Genomic DNA, 16444 nt, shown 5'->3' with positions numbered 1-16444 from the left:
GTGCGCCACGAGCACCTTCCCGTGATCTTCATGACGGCGTTGACCGAAAGCGAGCACGTGGTGCGCGGCTTTCGCGTGGGCGGCATCGACTATGTGACGAAACCCGTGCGGCCAGAGGAAGTGAGCGCGCGTATTGACGCGCACGTGCGGCGCTCGCGCGCGCAACTCTATGCGCACGCCGCGCTGTCGCTCGATACGCGCGCGGCCTTGATCGTGGGCGCCGATGGCGCGATCCGCTGGCAAAGTCCGCAGGCCGCGCGCCAGATCGCGGCCTACTCCGCCGCCGGCGCGGACCAGGCGGATGAGGCAACGCAAGCCAGTGCGCGCCTCAGCTTGCCACCGCAGTTGCACGCCTGGTTCGAGGAGTGGCTTGCGCGCGGATGCCCACCCGACGCCGTTCACGAGTTCGCAGCGGGGCACGTTCGCCGCTCGGCCAGCGCGACGCCTGCGCCCGAGCCGGGCGAATGGATCGTTATCCTCAAGGAAATAGACGATACCGTCCATCGCAATGCGCTCGGTGCGCGCTTCGGCCTGACGGCGCGCGAAGCCGAAGTGCTGCTCTGGGTGTCGCGCGGCAAAACCAATCGCGACATCGGCGACATCCTCGGTATGGCGCCCCGCACGGTCAACAAGCACCTCGAACATCTGTTCCGCAAGCTGCATGTCGAAACGCGCGCCGCCGCCGCCGCGCTGGCGATAAAGACGCTGGACCGGATCTGAATGCCGTCAGGCAATCCCGGGCGCGCGATCTGCCGCCCGTTACGCGTCAGCGCGACCCGGGCATCCGCTGCCCCGGCAGGAAGCCGCCATCGAAGCCGGACAGCGCAGGAAAGCTGGTGGATTTCCCGGGCGCGGTCAGGCCTCCGGGGTTGCTTTGCGTGGTTCGCAAGCCCGGGGCAAGAAAAAGGAACTTCCAGCCGTCGTAAGTTTCCGCGCCCTCGAAATCCTCGTATTGCCGGGGAAATCCCGTGCGTTTGAGCGTGGCTTCCGCCGACCGGCTGAAGACACCGTAGAAGCGATCGCCCTGCAGCATCGGCACCCAGTCGTTCTTGCCGGTGAGCGGATCGGGATAGGCAAAACGCAGATGATGAAAAGGCTTGGGAAAGCGCGTGTCGTCGAGCAGTTCATCGACCGTCGCGGGGTAAGCCCGGCCCACGCGGTAGTACCGCAGAATCGCCAACCGGTACTGGTTGCCGGCGAACAGCAGTTGCTTTTCCTGCTCGCGGCGGCGTTGCAGCGACCACACGTCGAGCGCGCCCGCCAATGCGATCGACATCAGCATCAGCGCGATCAAAAGCGCCAGCAGCACGAGCCCGCGCTCGCGCGCCGTACGGGGCTTCAAGCGCCGCCTGGCGCGCGGCGTGCGGCCCGCGCTGCTCATTTCGCGTCTCCTTGCGCGTGCGGCGGCGTCCCCTGCGCACTGCTGGCCGGCGCCACGTCGTAGACGCCTGGCTTGGTTTCATCGGGCGAAGCGATCACAGCCCATTTGTCATCGCCGTTGACCGGATCGACGGGGACGGCGCGCAGGTAATGCTTGGCCACCAGTTCGTCGAGCGTCTCGGGGTACTGGCCGTTGTCCCCGTAGTACTGGTCGATCGCATTGCGCATTACCGCGACGTTCTGGCGCCGGACCTGCTCCTTGCCGACTTCGATGCTGTGCATATAGCGCGGCACCGCTATCGTCAGCAGCAGGCCGATGATGGCCATCACGACAACGAGTTCGATCAGCGTGAAGCCGCGGATCGTGTGCCTGCGAGCGGGTTTCATGATGCGCCGTCACCATTGTTTGTACGGAATGCCGTTAATGCCGACGCGATCGGATTTCGACGACACGTCGAACACATCCTTGCCGGCCTGTTCGCTCATCGTGCCGGTGTCGCCGCCCGCGGCCTGATCCGGCGGCTCTCCATAGGCGCGCACCCTCCACGTTTCTTCGGCAAGCGTGTCCGGGTCGCCGGTAAAGAAGGGATCGCGCGGCACGTGACGCAGGAACATCAGCAGGCCGCCTTTCGGATCGCGTGCGTTCTTCACGCCGGTCACGAGCACGGTCAGCGTAGGCGGATAGCCGGACGCTTCGGCGTCCTTGTCGATGAGGCCGGTATCGCTTGCTTCCTTGTAGGCGTCGAGCGCGGTACGGATCTCGCGCAACGCGTCGCTCAGTTGCTGCTCCTTCTGACGCTGTGCGATCAGTTCCGAAAACGGCAGGATCGCGAGCGCGAGAATGCCCACGAGCGCGAGCGTGATCACCAGTTCGATCAGCGTGAATCCGCGCTGATCGAACTGGCGTGAGCCGCGCAAGCGCATCGCGCACGTTCCGGTAGCCACGGTTCAGTACCCGCCCTCGACCGGGCGCAGGGGGTTATCGCTCGGCATGGTGCCCGGCGGCATTTGCAGCATCGGCGGCGGCGTTGGGGCCGCTGCCGGCGGTGGCGGTGGCTGCGGCGCGGGCGGCGGTGCCGCGGCGGACTCCGCTTCGCCGCCCGCCTGGTCCGCTGCCGCAGGCGCGGCCGGGGCCGGCGCAGCGCTCTGCCCAGACTGCCCGTACTGCCCCGCTGGAGCCGTTTGCTGCGCAGGGTTTCGCGAGAAGCGTCCACCGTACGGTTCGGGCGGCGGCGTCGTGCGCGGCGCGGGCGCCATTTGTCCGAACGCGCCGTTCGAAGGCGACGGCAGCGCGGGATACGCTTCGGCGCCGCTTCGCGAAGACGCGCCCCCCACCGTGCCGCCGCCGACCATGCCAGGCATCGGCTTCGCCGCCGGGGCCACGGACGTGGCCGCGCTCGCCACGACGGGGTCCAGCCGAAGCTGATCGGCATGCACATTGACATCGGTGCCCGACCACAATTCCTGCGTGTCCGCATCGGGGGCTACCATCGGCCGGACGATGTGCGGGGTGATCTGCAACACGATCTCAGTCTTGACGTGGTCGCCGTTGTGGTTGGAGAACAGCCTCCCCAGTACCGGCAACTGCCCAAGACCGGGCACCTTGTTGGCACTTCTGCGGTCTTCATCGGAGATGAGGCCGCCGAGAATCTGGGTTTCGCCGTCGCGCAGGCGCAGGCTCGTCGACGCGCTGCGTGTGCCGATCTGATAAGCGAGCGAATTCAGGCCATTCGAATTGCTGCTCGAGATCGTGTTCGTGATGTTGCTGACTTCGAGATTGAGCTGGATGCCGACGTCGCCGTCGCGATAGACCCGTGGCTGCACTTCGAGCTTGATGCCGACATCGAGGTACTGAATCATCTGCGTATAAGAGGGGCCGCTCGTGCTAGGCGTGCTCGAACTCGAGATCACCGGCACCTTGTCGCCAATCATGATGCGCGCTTTCTCGTTGTTGCGCGTCCTGATGCGCGGGCTCGCAAGCAGATCCGCGTCGGTGTCGGTGAGCTTGAAGTTCGCCGTGGCCGAAAGGCTGCTCACATTCAGTTCATTGATCGTCAGATGATGCAGAATGCCCCATGTCGTCGCGGTGCTCGGCGTCGACATCGTGAACGAGTTCGGCCAGTCGATGCCAAGATCGGTCAGTCGCTCGTGCGACACTTCCAGCACCTCGACTTCCATCATCACCTCGGGGTCCGGCAGATCCTGGGCGGCGACCATCTCCTCGGCAACCTTGATCGTGTCGGGCGTGCCGCGAACCGTCACGGTATTGGCCTTTTCGTCGATCACGACCTCCTTGATCTTCAGAATGCTCTTGAGCAACTGCTGGATCTGCTTGGCCTCGACGTTCGACAACTGGAACGTGCGCACCTTGAGCTCCTGATACTCGAGCTGCTTGGCGGGCGTGGCGGGATAAATGAAAAGCGTATTGGCGTTGAGCTGCTTCTTGTCGAGCTGATTCTGCATCAGGATCATGTCGACCGTGTCCTGCACCGAAGCGTTCGTCACGAAGATCGTCGTCTTCAGATCGGAGCGTACGTCGCGATCGAAGATGACGTTCAACCCCGTGGTGCGCGACAAGGCTTCGAATACCATGCGCACGTTCGCTTCGCGAAACTGCAGCGTCACCGGCTTCTGCATGATCGACGACGCCGCCAGCTTGTCGTCGCGCTCCGCACGTTGCTGGCTCAGCTTCGCGTTGAGCTCCGTCTGCATCTGCTGCGCGAGGGTATTGGTCGGGTTCTCCACCAGCACGCGGTGCACCCGTTCAGCGGCCTGCGAATAGGCGCCGCGCTTCATCATCCGTTCGGCTTCCTGAAGAATGGCCAGATCCTTGCGGTCCTGATCGATCTGCAGGCCGATCTTGCGGATGCGCTCATTGGTCGGATCGATGGCGTATGCCTGGAAGAGGTTGCGGATCGCGTCGTCGAACTGGTAGCTCTTGCGGAATTGATCGGCCTGGTCGAGCAGCGTCTTGACCTGGGCGTTGCGCTGGTTCAGATAGTCGACTTTCGCCTGGGCGTCGGTGGGATCGTCATGAATGTTCGGTACGTGCATGCAGCCGCCGAAGGCGAGCGCGGACACGGCAACGGCAAGCGCAAGCACGCGCCCTCTCGCGATCTGCATCGCGCCTGGCAACGGAACAGGAAACCGAGCGACCTTCGAGAGGCGTGTTGACGGGCCGCTGTCCCCATCGCGGCTCGCACCCCGTGAGCATGAGGCATTCATTTATTTGTCCTCGCGTGGAATGACTACCACCTGCCTTTCGTGCAGCGGCAAATAGGTCAGCACGACGTCCGACTCCGACACCGACTCGATACGGTACTGGTTGTCGATCACGTCGCCTGGCGACACGATCAACAACTGATCCCCGTTGCTGAGAAACACTTGCGGTCTGGCTGCCTTTGCATCGATTTGGCCCACGTACGTGAACGGCACGGGGGGCGCGGTGGGCGCGGCGGGCTGCACCGGCACGACAGGCACTTCGACTGGCGGTGGCGGCGGAAGCCACGAAGAGACCGTGAATGGATCGTGGTTCGACTCGAGCGAAAGCGGCGCGCGCAAAGAAAGAAGCTTCGCATGGGCGCTCTCCACCGCCGTACCGGTGTCCGCGCCCTGCGCACCCGACGCCGGCGCCGCGGCCTTGTCGGCTGCTGCGGACGGGTGCTTGCGATGCCTGGCGTCGGGTCGCAGGTGGCTGTCATTGCGATGCTGAGTGTCGAGCACGGCGACTTGCGCCGGCATCTGGCGCGCCGCGACCAGCACGCGATACCCTGCCCCGGCAGCCGCGATTGCGCAAAACACCAGCAGCACACGCATGGGCAGAGCGGGTTTCATGGCTGGACGCTCCTGTAAATCAGTTCGAAGCGCACCCGCGCGTCGAGAATATTGCCGTCCACCGCGGGACGCTCGACATGGATTTCCCGTAGCGCCGCATTCGGCACCTTGTTGAGCACCAACGCCAGAAAATGCCGGATCGCACTGTACTGATCCTTGACGGGCAACATCACCTGATAGCGCGTGAAGCGCGCACCGGCGTCCGTGCTCACCTGGTATTCGGCCGAGCCGAGCGTCAGATTGCTGCCACGCGCCTGCTCGAATATCGCCGCGATATCGTCCGCGCTTTGCGAAAAATGCGGGAACAGTTCCGGCAACGCGTCGAGCGCAACCGCGTCCGTCGCCGCGCTATGCGCGCCGCCAGGCGGGTGCGCCGCGGCTGCCCGTGTGAGCCGGCCCGAATCCTGCATGGCTTTCGTATCGGCATCCACATTGGCGATTTCAACGCACATGAGTGCCGCCGCGCCGAACATCAGCACACCCGCGAGTCCAGGCAGGCCGTACGAGCGCCGCAACTCGAACCGCAGTGTCAGCAGCCTGTCCCGCAGTTGCTCCGCGTTCATGATTTCCTCCAGACGGCAGTGATCTGGAAGCGAACCGGTTTGCCGGGCACATTGGTCTCGACCAGATGATCGTTGAGCACGGCTTCGCGCAACAGCACGCTCGTCTGCAGATACTTCAGGTACGCGATCATCGCGTCGAAATTCTTCGCTTCCGCCGTAATGCGAATCTGGCTCTGCGCCGGGTTCTGGTCGATGCCGATCAGCGCGACATCGTGCTCCGGATAGTCTTCCACGATTGAAAAGAGGTCCTGCCATGGCACGGTCAGCTCGCGCAGTATCGACAGGCTCTGCTTTTCCGCGAGCTTCGCGGCCAGTGTCAGCGGCGGTTTCACCGCGTGCTGTTGCGCGAACGTCCGATGCCGGACGACGTCGAGATCGGTCTGCACGCGATCGTTCTCGGCGTAGGCATGCCAGAGGCGCACTGCACACGCGAGCAGCAGCACGGCGGCGACACCCAGCAAGATCAGGCCGCTCGTCCCGATGCGCGCGCGCCGCCTGGCGAAGTCGATGTCGAGGATCTGGATCATTGCGCGTGCTCCATCAGCCGACGCGCGGGCGAACTGTCCGGCGCCGGTTGCGTCGGCCGGATCGCAGCCGCAAAACGCGCTTCGAACGGCGCGGGGTCGGTGTCGTACCCGAACAAATAGATCGTGCAGTCTTCCCGTTTGAAGCCCGCTCGCGTCGCCGAGCGCTCGAACAGCTGCTCGGCCAGTTCGGCAAGCCTCGGCGCGTTGCCCGCGTCGCCGGGAAAGAGGCGCTGCGCGTCATAGGCGGCCCAGCCGCGCTGCTCGACCATCACGGCCTGCATCAACTCCTCGGCCACGAAGATCAGCAGCGCATCGCCGCCCGCTACGATGTCGGCGCAATTGAGCATTTCCGGCAGGCCCAGTTTCAAGCGGGAAATCCGCACATTTCCAGCAATGCCCACTTCATGCATGCCGTCATGCAGCGCGCGCGACATCGCGCTCGCAAACAATGCGCGGCCGCCCTGCTGTACGCAAAAGCGCACCAGCAGCGATTCGCCGTCGATGCCATAGGTGTCGGTGAAATGGGCCAGCGCGATCTCTTCGAGTTCGCGCGCGCGCAGCGTGCGAAAGTCGCCGCGCAATATCGCGTGGTTGCCCCAGAAGTCGTCCAGCACCACGTGTGCGTTGCGTGTCGGCGATTTCGCCTCGCGCGGCGCGCTCTCGACGGTTTCCGCTGCCTCCGCTGCATCGGCGCCGGGTCTGGCGACGAGCGCCGCACGCAGCGCAGCGAGCAGGCCCGCTTCGGTGCCGTACAGGTCGTCGGGAATCGCGAAGCTGAGCGGCTCAGCCGACGGCAGGTGTTTGCGCGGGTGCCACCGTCCGGGCGCGCGGGTCCCGACGACGATCTCGCGTGTGCCGATGCCGATTGCAACTGGACTATTCAACCATCGTGACACGGTTGATCTCCTCGAGTGTCGTTTCGCCGCGTTTCACGAGCTCGATTGCGGCGACGCGCAGCGTCTGCATGCCATAGCGCATTGCCGCGGCCTTGATGTGCCCGAGTGGCGCGCGCTCCGATAGCAGCTGCCGGAGTTCGTCGTTCATGCGCAGCGCCTCGGCAATCGCACGCCGCCCGCGATACCCGCTGCCGCGGCATGCGGCGCAGCCTGTGCCGCGGCGAAACAGGTAGTTTCCCGCTGCGTCCGGGTCGATTCCCGAGCGGATCAGCGTCTCCTTGTCAATCGTGTCTTCGGTCATGCAATCCGGACAGCATTGGCGCAGCAGGCGCTGCGCAATCACGCCATTCAGCGCGGAAACGAAGGAGTACGGATCGACCTCCATATTGGTGAAGCGGCCGATCACGTCGAACACGTTGTTCGCGTGAACGGTCGTGAACACCTGGTGCCCGGTCAGTGCGGCCTGCACGGCGATCTGCGCCGTTTCCGGGTCGCGGATTTCGCCGACCATGATCTTGTCCGGGTCGTGCCGCAGAATCGAGCGCAGCCCGCGTGCGAACGTCAGTCCCTTGGCCTCGTTGACCGGAATCTGCAGGATCTCGCCGAGCTGGTATTCGACCGGATCTTCGATCGTCACGATCTTCTCGAGGCCGTTGTTGATTTCCGTGAGAATCGCGTAGAGCGTCGTGGTCTTGCCGCTGCCGGTCGGCCCTGTGACGAGCAACATGCCGTACGGCATCGAGGCGATCGTACGCATGAAGCGCGTGTCGCCCTCCTGAAAACCGAGTGCCTCGAGCGTCAGGCCACCTGCGGATTGCGAAAGCTGATAGCGGTCGAGAATGCGCAACACCGCATCCTCGCCAAACTGGTTCGGCATGATCGACACGCGAAAGTCGATTTCACGCCCCGCGTACTGCGCCTTGAAGCGCCCGTCCTGAGGCACGCGCCGCTCCGCGATATCGAGCTCGGAGATCACTTTCACGCGCGAGAGCACCTGGTCCGCAACATCGCGGCCCTCGGCGCGGCCCACCACGGTGAGCACGCCATCCACCCGGCACTTGACCATCAGCCCGTTCGCGCGGCATTCGAGGTGAATGTCGCTCGCCATCATCTTGAGCGCGTCGTAGATTGTCGAATTGAGCAGCCTGACGACCGGACTGTCGTCGCTGCTGATGCCCTGCAGCGTCAACGCGAGCGAAGCGGGATCGACCGCGTTCTGGATCGGATCGTCGAACGCAAGGGAGTCCAATGCGCGAACATCCTTTTCGCGCACGGTCAGCCAGGCATTGATGTCCCCTGCGCTTGCGAGCGCCCAGCGATACGGGACGCCCGGTTGCGAGCGCATGCGGTGCTCGATCCAGCCGCGCGTGCGGGCATCGAGCGGATCGGCGATCGCGAACAGCAGCCCGCGGCTATCGCTATCGTCTGGATCGTGGAAGCAGATGCAGAGGCGGGTTGTCGCGTCGACGAACGAAACGACTTCGAAATCCGGTTCGAGCTGATTCAATTCGCGCATACTGATCGACTTCATGCGGAATTGCGCCGCCAGTTGCACACGCAGCTCATCTGCGCTGAGCGAGGTCTGGGCCATCAGCTCCTCGAGCGCGCGAATTCCGGAACCATGCCGCTCGCCGAGCGCTCTCAGCGCGTCGCGCAGATCGGCGCGCGCTTCAGCCTGGGGGCCTTCCTGCAGGGCGATGACGGTATCCACGCGCTTCCCCAATACGTACTGCTGACTATCTACTGAATACTCGACGCGATCTCGAAGATCGGCATGTACATCAGCACGACAATGCCGCCGATCACCACGCCAATGAAGATCATCATCGCCGGCTCGATCAGTCGCGAAATCAGATCGATCGTGCGCGACACCTGCGCTTCCTGGAACGCTGCAATGCGGTCGAGCACGGGGCCGAGACCCCCCGTCTTCTCCGCAACCGTCAGCAGGCGGTACGCGATCGCGTTCGCGAGCCCGGCCTCCTGAAACGCGTCCGAGACCTTCGCGCCGTTGCGCACCCGCTGCAGTGCGCCGGCGAGTGCGGCCTGGTCCGCGCGTCCGACCAGACCGTGTGCAAGGTCGAAAGCCTTCACCGCGGGAATGCCGCCGTCGACGAGCATGGCGGTCGTGCGATAGAACTGCGACTGGCGAAAGACACGAAAGTGTTGCCCGATACCCGGCAGCGCCAGCATCCGGTCGGCGATCCAGTTGCGCACGAACGGGCGGCGCAAGGCGAAGCCTGTTGCCACGACCAGCACGGCGAGGCCGACACTCAGCCCGGCCCCGTGCGCATGCACCATGCCGCCCCAGGCCATCAGCATGCGCGACAGCAGCGGCAATTCGCGTCCGCTGTGTTCGAGCAGGCTCGCGAAGCGCGGCACCACGAAACCGAGCAGGAACAGCACGACAGCCGCGCCGACGAACAGCAGGACCGTCGGATAGATCGCCGCCGATACCACGCGTGAGCGCAGTTCGTGGAGTGTCGCACTGTTGCGCGAAAAACGTGTGAGGCTGTCGGCGAGACCGCCGGTCTGCTCGCTCGCCTTCACGCATGCGACCAGAACGAGCGGGAAGACATGACTGGCGTGCTCGAGCGCAGCGGAGAGCGATTGCCCCTCCTCCAGCCGGCGCAAGAGGTCGCGATACACCTGCGCCGACGCCTCCCGGCGTTCATTGCCGCCAAGCGTGCGCAAGGCATCGACGACGCCCACGCCCGCGTCGAGCAGCGCGGCGAGTTCGCGCGCAAAGAGTTCGACGTTGAAGCGGGCGCCGGGTATCCCGAGCCGGTTCGCACGACTGCGCCGCCGGACGCCATCGGCGCGAACCGACACGACGCGCAGGCCGCGAGAACGCGCAAGCGCCGTGGCTGCCGTCGACGAGTCGCTGTCGATGCGAAGCGTCTGCACTGAGCCATTCGTATCGAAGACACGCAGCACGTACTTCACGTCGACTCTCCTTGCAGACCATCCGTTACCGGCGCAGCGGCCCCGCCGCGCATCGCTACCACGACGAGATCGTGACGTTCTCTCCCGTACCGTCGCCGCGTCCGTTCTTGCCCAGCGAAAACAGGTCGTAGTCGCCGTGGTCACCCGGCGAACGATACTGATACGGGCGGTCCCACGGATCCACCGGCACGGCCTTCTGCAAATAGGGGCCGCTCCAGCGGGTTGCGTTCTGCGGCTTGACCACCAGCGCGTCGAGGCCCTCTTCGGTCGTTGGATAGACGCCGACGTCCAGCCGGTATTGATCGAGCGCCTGACCGAGCGACACGATCTGTGCGCGCGCGATCTTGACGTTCGACTTGCCGACCTGTTCGAAGTATCGGGGGGCGACGAGACCGGCCAGCAAGCCGATGATGACCATCACGACGAGCAGTTCCAGCAGCGTGAAGCCGCGGCTCGCACGCGCGCTTGCGTGCGCCGCAAGACTTGCGCAACGCCGTGGCGCACCGGTTTCGGCCTGACACATGCCGCATTGGATAGAGGTCGATTCGCTGGACACGGCACCCCTCCCCTGTATCGACTCACCGCTTCAGCGTCGCTGAAGCCGTTGAATGCATTTTTGTTCAGGTCGATACAGCCAAGAAGTAGGGAGTGCCGTCCAAAGACATGGGTAAAGACCCTCCAGTTGCACCGTCCCTGTCTGGAGGGATTTCACACATGCTCGTCATCGGGCAGCGTCAGCACGCCCATGTCGATCGCGAGGCGCACGAGGCCGTTCAGGTTCCTGATGCCGAGCTTGCGCATCAGGTTCGCGCGATGCTTTTCTATGGTCTTGGGGCTCAGGCTCAGGCACTCGCCAACCTGCCGGTTCGTGCGCCCTTCGACCACGAGCCGCAGCACAGTGCGTTCGCGGCCAGTCAATGCGTTCCAGAGCTGCGCATGGTGGGCGATGTCCTCTTGCGACCCGTGCGTGCCGCCGCTAACCCAGTTGACGCCGGCTGTGCGCCTGCCCTGCATCACGACGCGCATTTCCCGGACCAGCTGGTCGAACGACGCGTCCTTGACCACGTAGCCGTCGGCTCCCGCGGCGAACGCCTCGCGCACATGGTCCTCACTCCAATGAACGGTAAGGACGATGATCCGGATGCACGGGCACTCGCGCTTGATCGCGACGATCGCCTCGAAGCCGCTGCCGCCGGGCATCGTCAGATCCATCAGGATCAGATCGGGCAGCGTCTCTCTGGCGAGGCGATGGGCTTCGATCCCGCCGCTCGCCTCGCCGACGATGCAGTAGTCGTCCAGTTCGGAAACCATGCGGCAAAGGCCGGTGCGCAGCAAATGCTGGTCCTCGGCAATCAGCACGCGATGTCTTTTTTCCAATTTCGTTGCTCCTTGCTGGACGCTGCGCGCCTAGTTCGAAGCGACCATGTCGTGATACGCGGCGAGCAGTTCCGACGGCGTGGCAAAGCCGTCGATGCGCAGCCAGGGCTTGCCGGGCGCGGCGCGCAGGAATGCAACCGGCGTATGGTTCATCTTGTCGCCGCGATAGACGTTGAACGCGCGCTGCGCCGCAATGCTCGCCTCGACCGTGCCCGTGTAGTGCTGCCACTCGGGGCCCGCTTCGAACCTCGCCGCGTAAGCCTTGAGCCGTGCAGGCGTGTCCTCTTCGGGATCGATCGAGATCGACACGATGTGGACCTTGTCCCGGTCGCTGCCCAGATCGCCTTGCAGTGTTTCGAGCGTCTGGCTGATCATCGGGCAGATCGTCGTGCAGGTGGTGTAGATGAACGTCAGGATCACGGGCCTGCCGTCATTCAACTCGTCGATCAGCGAAACAGTCTTGCCGTCGTCGCGCACGAGATCGACTGAGGGCAGCGTGTACTGCGCTGTCGTGCGGGTCGTCATGCCCGCCATCATGTGATGATGCATGTGCGGATCGGCACCGGCTTCGGCGTCCCCGTCAGGTGCGCACCACGCCGCCGTTGCCGCGAGCGCCATGCCCGTCAGCACCAATGCGCCTACCCTTAATTTTGCAGTCCTGTTCATACCGGTCTCCAGAAATGAGGAGAAGGGTTGCTTTTCGCGACGCGCGGGCCGCGGCGCGCTCACTCCCTCGCAAATCCAGTGTCATGAATTTGCCCAAGAGCGTCATTGGATGAGGGCCCCCAAATGGCGGTGGGGTATGTCCGCTTGATGGAAAACCCGCACTGATCAGTGGGAGTGCTCCCACACTACGACCCCACAATTTCCCCGTTGCGGCTTGAATCGATCACGGCCTACAATCCGGATAATCTTACTAATTGCTTATACCGACACCGACGCATCGGGGAGCTCCAATGGATGAAAGCCAGCCAGGGGGACCGCAGGTAAGATTGCTCGACCTGATCGAAGCGATGCGCAAGCTCCGCAGTACCGCGTGTTCCAGACAACCCGACGCGGGCGTCGTCACCGACGCGCGTGGAGCGGCGCTCGCGATTCTCACACCCGATGGGACCTTCGTGTCGGCAAACCGCAGTGCCGCCGCACTGCTCGGCTATTCGAGCGCCGAGCTTGCCGGCAAGGGCCTCGCCGACCTCGCACCCGACGATTTTCACGACGAACTGGCAGACGAACTCTCCGCGAGCGCGGCTCGCGAGTTCCATTCGTTCAGTGCAGTCCTCAGCAGCCGCACAGGCCATCCAACGCGGCTCGCGCTGCATCAGCAACTGTTGCCCACAAGACACCCTGGATCGACCGTCTTGCTGACGCTATTCGAAGAGCCGCTGACCTTCGAAACCCGGTCCGCCGATCCGGCCGACGTGTTCGATGCAAGCGAGCGGTTGTGCCAGACGTATCTGATGATGGGCCAGCAGAAGGAACGCCAGCGTCTTGCCGCGGAGTTGCACGACGGACTCGGCCAGGCATTAACGCTCATCAAGCTGATGACGGAAGACACGCTGATGCGCATACGCCGCGGGCAGATCGACGACGCGGTGAACCTGCTGGATTCGACCGTGTTCCGGATCCGCGAAACGATCGGCGACGTGCGGCAAATATGCGGTGAGCTCAGGCCGCTCATGCTGGACAAGCTGGGGTTGCCCGCGGCATTGAGTTCGCTGTGCCGGCGCATCGAACACGGCACGGCGGCGTTGTCGGTCTCGTTCGACTGCGACGTTGCGGACAAGGACGTGCCCGAGCACCTGAAAGCGGACATGTTCCGAGTCGCTCAGGAGGCGTTGAACAACGCCGTCAAGCATGCCGCGGCTACGCAAATCTCGCTTAGCCTGCGCGGCGACACGAGAGGCTGGCTATTGACGATTCAGGACGACGGCATTGGCTATGAGAACCATCCGTTCGCCACAGAAGACGCCTACACGACAGGATTGGGCCTGATCGGCATGCAGCACCGTGTCGAAATGCACGGCGGCGCGTTCTCGATCGAGTCTTCCGCGGCGACAGGTACGCGCGTTAGTGCAACCTGGATGCGCTAGCGCGGTCTGCGCCGCGTTCAGGTTCCCGTTTCGCCTAGCCGGTATTCGGGCAGCTCGCCCCCAGGTCCCGAACCCGCCGCCGGCTCGGAGCGCTCCGGCAAGTGCTCGTCGTCCACATTCGGCTCAGCGCACTTGGCCGCAAGCGACGTCAGCAGGCCCATGCTCATCGCCACGAGAACCAGTTCGGTCAGGTTGGCGATGTGAAGCTTGTGCATCATGCTTGCGCGATACTTCTCGATCGTCTTGGGACTCAGGTTCAGATACTGTCCGACCTGCCGGTTGGTGCGCCCTTCCGCGATCAGCTTCAGCACGCTGCGTTCGCGTGCCGTCAGCACGTCCCACGCATGCTTGGGCGCGGGCGCTTCGCGGCCGCCGCTCACGAATGAGTCCACCATGTACCCGTACACGTCTGCGCTCAGATGTTTCTTTCCCTGCATGACCGAGCGCATTGCGACCAGCAGTTCGTCGAACGACACGTCCTTGAGCACGTAGCCGTCCACGCCCGCACGCAGCGCCTCGCGCACGTACTCCTCGTTCTGATGCACGGTGAGCGCAATGATGCGCACGTCCGGCGATCGCCGTTTGATCGTTGCGCTGGCGTCGATGCCATTCATCCCCCGCATCGACAGATCCATCAGGATCAGATGAGGGGCGAGCGTCATGGCCTGCTGGCAGGCTTCCTTGCCGTCCCTCGCTTCGCCGACGACGTCGTAGTCGCCTTGCGCGCACAGCATCGAACGTAGGCCATTTCTCAGCAGATCGTGGTCCTCTGCGATTACAACGCGACATTTGGTATTCACGTCTTGTCTCCCGGTTCCAACGCCCTCAGTCGTCATGAACGGCTTAACGATTTGACTATTTCGAAACCTTCCGTTAAGCTTTCATCACTTACATTCGAATTCCTAAGTATCTGCTTTACGCCCGTTTTCCACGCACCCTACACGCGCGTGCCATTTGCAAGGTTCACGCCACTTCCCGGTGAACAAGCACCGGCGCGCGTCTCCACATTTCCGCAAATTTCGGGAGCGCGGCGGGCATCAAAAATGTTTCAAATTCGAACCCTTTTGCATTCCGCAGAGGATTGGCCATCGCAAGGGATCGGCCAGGGATAACGGGAAATCCGTTCATTGTTGCCGCCGGGTGCAAATTAACCCGTCACAGTTGCGCCGCATGAGAAGAAAACAGGCGCCCTGCATCGCAATAGATTTGTATCGGCCAATTACCGTCTCTTACCATTTGTTTCGAATGTTAAGTTTCTGCAATGTGCTTTGCGGCGGCCAAACCACGATGCGAAGTGTAGGGAGGTGCCCCATTGTCGATCGGTTTTTTCTGCCACCACAATTCAGGTGCAGGAGAAAACAACGATGGATCGCCACCCTTCACCCAGCGTGCGAAACGCAATCATTCTCGCCTTCGCGATGCTCGGCGCGGTGTTGCCGAAATCTGCATATGCCCAGATATTCGGCACGGTAGACGGCAATGGGGCGATCGTTCTCACGAACGTGCCGGGCAAGCCTGGATTGAAGCTAATCGTTGCAGGCGAGCCGCCAGGGGAACCCGGCGCGAGGCGCCGGTCCCGCAAGTCAACCGGCAGCGCCGGCTTCCCCTTGTACGCGGACGTCATCGACGAAGCGAGTCGCTCGTTTCGCGTGAAACCCGAATTGCTTCGTGCGGTGATCGACGTCGAGTCGGGATATAACCCGAAGGCGGTATCGGATAAAGGCGCACTGGGATTGATGCAGTTGATGCCGGAAACCGCGAAGCGTTTCTCGGAAGGCGACATGTTCAATCCGCGCGACAACGTGCTGGCCGGCGCGCGGTATCTGCGCTTTCTCCTCGACTTGTTCAAGGACGACGTAGAACTCACGCTGGCCGCTTACAACGCTGGAGAGAACGCCGTGATTCGCGCCGGCTATCGCGTGCCCTCGCTGCCGGAAACACGTCTCTATGTTCCGCGCGTGCTGGCGCGCTACAAGCAGCTGCTCGCGGCCAGTTGATCGCCCTGCACCGCGCCCTTGCCGGCAACCCGAGGCGTTTGAATAGCGAGCCGGCCGACTGCGGACCAGTTCAGTCGGCCGGTCGCCCTCTGCTACGTACGGCGCGAGCATTAGCAGGTCGCCGCGCCCTACGCTCTCCCTTCTTGACTTTCGGTCTGCGCGCGTCACGGGATCGCGGGCATGCCCGGGTCGCCTTCCTCCACGTGTGCCTGCGCGTTGTGAAGTGTGATCACGTGCTCGATCTCCGCCACGCGCTCTTTCGGAACGTCAATCATTATCAAAAGCTCGCCCCGGAGAATTCCCGCTTCGAAACGCTTCAATCGCGAATTTGGCATGTCGACGCCGATCATCGCCGCCACCCATGCGCCGAATCCTGTTCCTGAAAGCGCGAGGATCACCACGGTGCCGCTGGCGATCCTGAGGTCTTCGGGCGGCACGACGAACGCAATCAGCGCCACCAGCAATCCGGTCGCGCAGCCTACCGCCGTGCCTCGCGCCAGCGACACAAGCAGATCGCTGCGTTGCGCGAGCGATGCCTGCGGCAAGCCGTCGATCGACACATTCTCGTTGGCGATGACATGCATATGCCGCCACTCGATTCGCTGCATAAGCAGTTCGCCGACGATCCTGCGCGCACGCTGTGGGGTGGGCAACAGAAAGTAGACGCGTCTCATTTCAGGCACTCCAACTTTACGCCGGTCACGCACCGAAACCCCTGGTGACATTCTTGTCCGCGACGAAGCCGGATTTAAGTAGTATTGCTCGCCGAAACGCGTGGGTAGAAACCCGCAGATATTCTTTCGTTTTCCTCACAGACTGCCGTAGCTATGCAGGCCT

Annotated in this window: 18 protein-coding genes; 3 read left to right on the top strand and 15 right to left on the bottom strand. The window is 63.4% G+C overall.

Annotated features, from left to right (window positions below; all coding sequences use genetic code 11):
* On the top strand, positions 1-720 hold a 720-nt coding region (locus U5A52_RS42215), incomplete at its 5' end, for a LuxR C-terminal-related transcriptional regulator (RefSeq protein ID WP_321940293.1).
* 46 nt (positions 721-766) lie between these two features.
* Here U5A52_RS42215 and U5A52_RS42210 read toward each other — a convergent pair.
* From U5A52_RS42210 to U5A52_RS42150, 13 genes are all read right to left on the bottom strand, one after another.
* Positions 767-1381, bottom strand: coding sequence for a type II secretion system protein (locus U5A52_RS42210; protein WP_321917717.1), 615 nt, complete (start codon positions 1379-1381; stop codon positions 767-769).
* A complete protein-coding gene (locus tag U5A52_RS42205; protein WP_321917716.1) occupies positions 1378-1767 on the bottom strand; it encodes a type II secretion system protein in 390 nt (129 codons plus the stop codon). The genes U5A52_RS42210 and U5A52_RS42205 overlap by 4 nt, the downstream gene beginning before the upstream one ends.
* Before the next feature lie 9 nt (positions 1768-1776).
* Positions 1777-2304, bottom strand: coding sequence for a type II secretion system protein (locus U5A52_RS42200; protein WP_321917749.1), 528 nt, complete (start codon positions 2302-2304; stop codon positions 1777-1779).
* A 24-nt stretch (positions 2305-2328) separates the two neighbouring features.
* A complete protein-coding gene (locus U5A52_RS42195) occupies positions 2329-4605 on the bottom strand; it encodes a type IV pilus secretin PilQ (RefSeq protein ID WP_321940291.1) in 2277 nt (758 codons plus the stop codon).
* Entirely contained in the window at positions 4606-5214 is a 609-nt protein-coding gene (locus tag U5A52_RS42190; RefSeq protein WP_321940289.1) for a hypothetical protein, read from the bottom strand.
* Positions 5211-5777, bottom strand: coding sequence for a hypothetical protein (locus U5A52_RS42185; RefSeq protein ID WP_321940288.1), 567 nt, complete (start codon positions 5775-5777; stop codon positions 5211-5213). The genes U5A52_RS42190 and U5A52_RS42185 overlap by 4 nt, the downstream gene beginning before the upstream one ends.
* Positions 5774-6304: a hypothetical protein gene (locus U5A52_RS42180; RefSeq protein WP_321917709.1), complete on the bottom strand. Its 531-nt coding sequence runs from the start codon at positions 6302-6304 to the stop codon at positions 5774-5776. Before U5A52_RS42180 ends, U5A52_RS42185 begins: the two co-directional genes overlap by 4 nt.
* Positions 6301-7200, bottom strand: coding sequence for a hypothetical protein (locus tag U5A52_RS42175; protein WP_321940287.1), 900 nt, complete (start codon positions 7198-7200; stop codon positions 6301-6303). The genes U5A52_RS42180 and U5A52_RS42175 overlap by 4 nt, the downstream gene beginning before the upstream one ends.
* Entirely contained in the window at positions 7181-8791 is a 1611-nt protein-coding gene (locus U5A52_RS42170; protein WP_415774143.1) for a GspE/PulE family protein, read from the bottom strand. The genes U5A52_RS42175 and U5A52_RS42170 overlap by 20 nt, the downstream gene beginning before the upstream one ends.
* Before the next feature lie 149 nt (positions 8792-8940).
* The gene (locus U5A52_RS42165; protein ID WP_321940284.1) at positions 8941-10143 is read right to left on the bottom strand and encodes a type II secretion system F family protein; all 1203 of its coding nucleotides are present in this window, start codon (positions 10141-10143) and stop codon (positions 8941-8943) included.
* A gap of 55 nt (positions 10144-10198) precedes the next feature.
* Positions 10199-10666 (bottom strand): type II secretion system major pseudopilin GspG, encoded by a 468-nt coding sequence (gene gspG / locus U5A52_RS42160; protein ID WP_415774142.1) that lies wholly within the window; start codon positions 10664-10666, stop codon positions 10199-10201.
* Positions 10667-10851: 185 nt separating this feature from the next.
* On the bottom strand, positions 10852-11502 hold the full coding sequence (locus U5A52_RS42155) for a response regulator transcription factor (RefSeq protein WP_321940280.1): 651 nt from the start codon (positions 11500-11502) through the stop codon (positions 10852-10854).
* Positions 11503-11550: 48 nt separating this feature from the next.
* Positions 11551-12186: an SCO family protein gene (locus tag U5A52_RS42150; protein WP_415766484.1), complete on the bottom strand. Its 636-nt coding sequence runs from the start codon at positions 12184-12186 to the stop codon at positions 11551-11553.
* Positions 12187-12476: 290 nt separating this feature from the next.
* Here U5A52_RS42150 and U5A52_RS42145 point away from each other — a divergent pair, with 290 nt between their 5' ends.
* A complete protein-coding gene (locus U5A52_RS42145; protein WP_321940279.1) occupies positions 12477-13610 on the top strand; it encodes an ATP-binding protein in 1134 nt (377 codons plus the stop codon).
* A gap of 17 nt (positions 13611-13627) precedes the next feature.
* Here the strand turns inward: U5A52_RS42145 and U5A52_RS42140 are convergent, their stop codons facing one another.
* Positions 13628-14410, bottom strand: coding sequence for a response regulator transcription factor (locus U5A52_RS42140; RefSeq protein WP_321917699.1), 783 nt, complete (start codon positions 14408-14410; stop codon positions 13628-13630).
* Between the two features lie 564 nt (positions 14411-14974).
* On the opposite strand from U5A52_RS42140, the gene U5A52_RS42135 reads away from it, so the two are divergent.
* Positions 14975-15607, top strand: a complete 633-nt coding sequence (locus tag U5A52_RS42135; RefSeq protein WP_321940276.1) for a lytic transglycosylase domain-containing protein — start codon at positions 14975-14977, stop codon at positions 15605-15607.
* 164 nt (positions 15608-15771) lie between these two features.
* Here U5A52_RS42135 and U5A52_RS42130 read toward each other — a convergent pair whose 3' ends face one another.
* Entirely contained in the window at positions 15772-16281 is a 510-nt protein-coding gene (locus tag U5A52_RS42130) for a DUF1269 domain-containing protein (RefSeq protein WP_321940294.1), read from the bottom strand.
* Between the last annotated feature and the right edge of the window lie 163 nt (positions 16282-16444).

It is taken from the genome of Paraburkholderia sp. J8-2, from assembly GCF_905220195.1.
Lineage (GTDB): Bacteria > Pseudomonadota > Gammaproteobacteria > Burkholderiales > Burkholderiaceae > Paraburkholderia.
This window is presented reverse-complemented; position numbering and strand designations above follow the sequence as displayed.

What these genes read in the sequence shown, in the direction of transcription:
- U5A52_RS42170 (WP_415774143.1), bottom strand. Translation starts at nt 8,791, where the DNA reads ATGGCCCAGACCTCGCTCAGCGCAGATGAGCTGCGTGTGCAACTGGCG.
- U5A52_RS42135 (WP_321940276.1), top strand. Translation starts at nt 14,975, where the DNA reads ATGGATCGCCACCCTTCACCCAGCGTGCGAAACGCAATCATTCTCGCC.
- U5A52_RS42145 (WP_321940279.1), top strand. Translation starts at nt 12,477, where the DNA reads ATGGATGAAAGCCAGCCAGGGGGACCGCAGGTAAGATTGCTCGACCTG.
- U5A52_RS42130 (WP_321940294.1), bottom strand. Translation starts at nt 16,281, where the DNA reads ATGAGACGCGTCTACTTTCTGTTGCCCACCCCACAGCGTGCGCGCAGG.
- U5A52_RS42200 (WP_321917749.1), bottom strand. Translation starts at nt 2,304, where the DNA reads ATGCGCTTGCGCGGCTCACGCCAGTTCGATCAGCGCGGATTCACGCTG.
- U5A52_RS42195 (WP_321940291.1), bottom strand. Translation starts at nt 4,605, where the DNA reads ATGAATGCCTCATGCTCACGGGGTGCGAGCCGCGATGGGGACAGCGGC.
- U5A52_RS42210 (WP_321917717.1), bottom strand. Translation starts at nt 1,381, where the DNA reads ATGAGCAGCGCGGGCCGCACGCCGCGCGCCAGGCGGCGCTTGAAGCCC.
- U5A52_RS42205 (WP_321917716.1), bottom strand. Translation starts at nt 1,767, where the DNA reads ATGAAACCCGCTCGCAGGCACACGATCCGCGGCTTCACGCTGATCGAA.
- U5A52_RS42150 (WP_415766484.1), bottom strand. Translation starts at nt 12,186, where the DNA reads ATGAACAGGACTGCAAAATTAAGGGTAGGCGCATTGGTGCTGACGGGC.
- U5A52_RS42190 (WP_321940289.1), bottom strand. Translation starts at nt 5,214, where the DNA reads ATGAAACCCGCTCTGCCCATGCGTGTGCTGCTGGTGTTTTGCGCAATC.
- gspG (WP_415774142.1), bottom strand. Translation starts at nt 10,666, where the DNA reads ATGTGTCAGGCCGAAACCGGTGCGCCACGGCGTTGCGCAAGTCTTGCG.
- U5A52_RS42185 (WP_321940288.1), bottom strand. Translation starts at nt 5,777, where the DNA reads ATGAACGCGGAGCAACTGCGGGACAGGCTGCTGACACTGCGGTTCGAG.
- U5A52_RS42180 (WP_321917709.1), bottom strand. Translation starts at nt 6,304, where the DNA reads ATGATCCAGATCCTCGACATCGACTTCGCCAGGCGGCGCGCGCGCATC.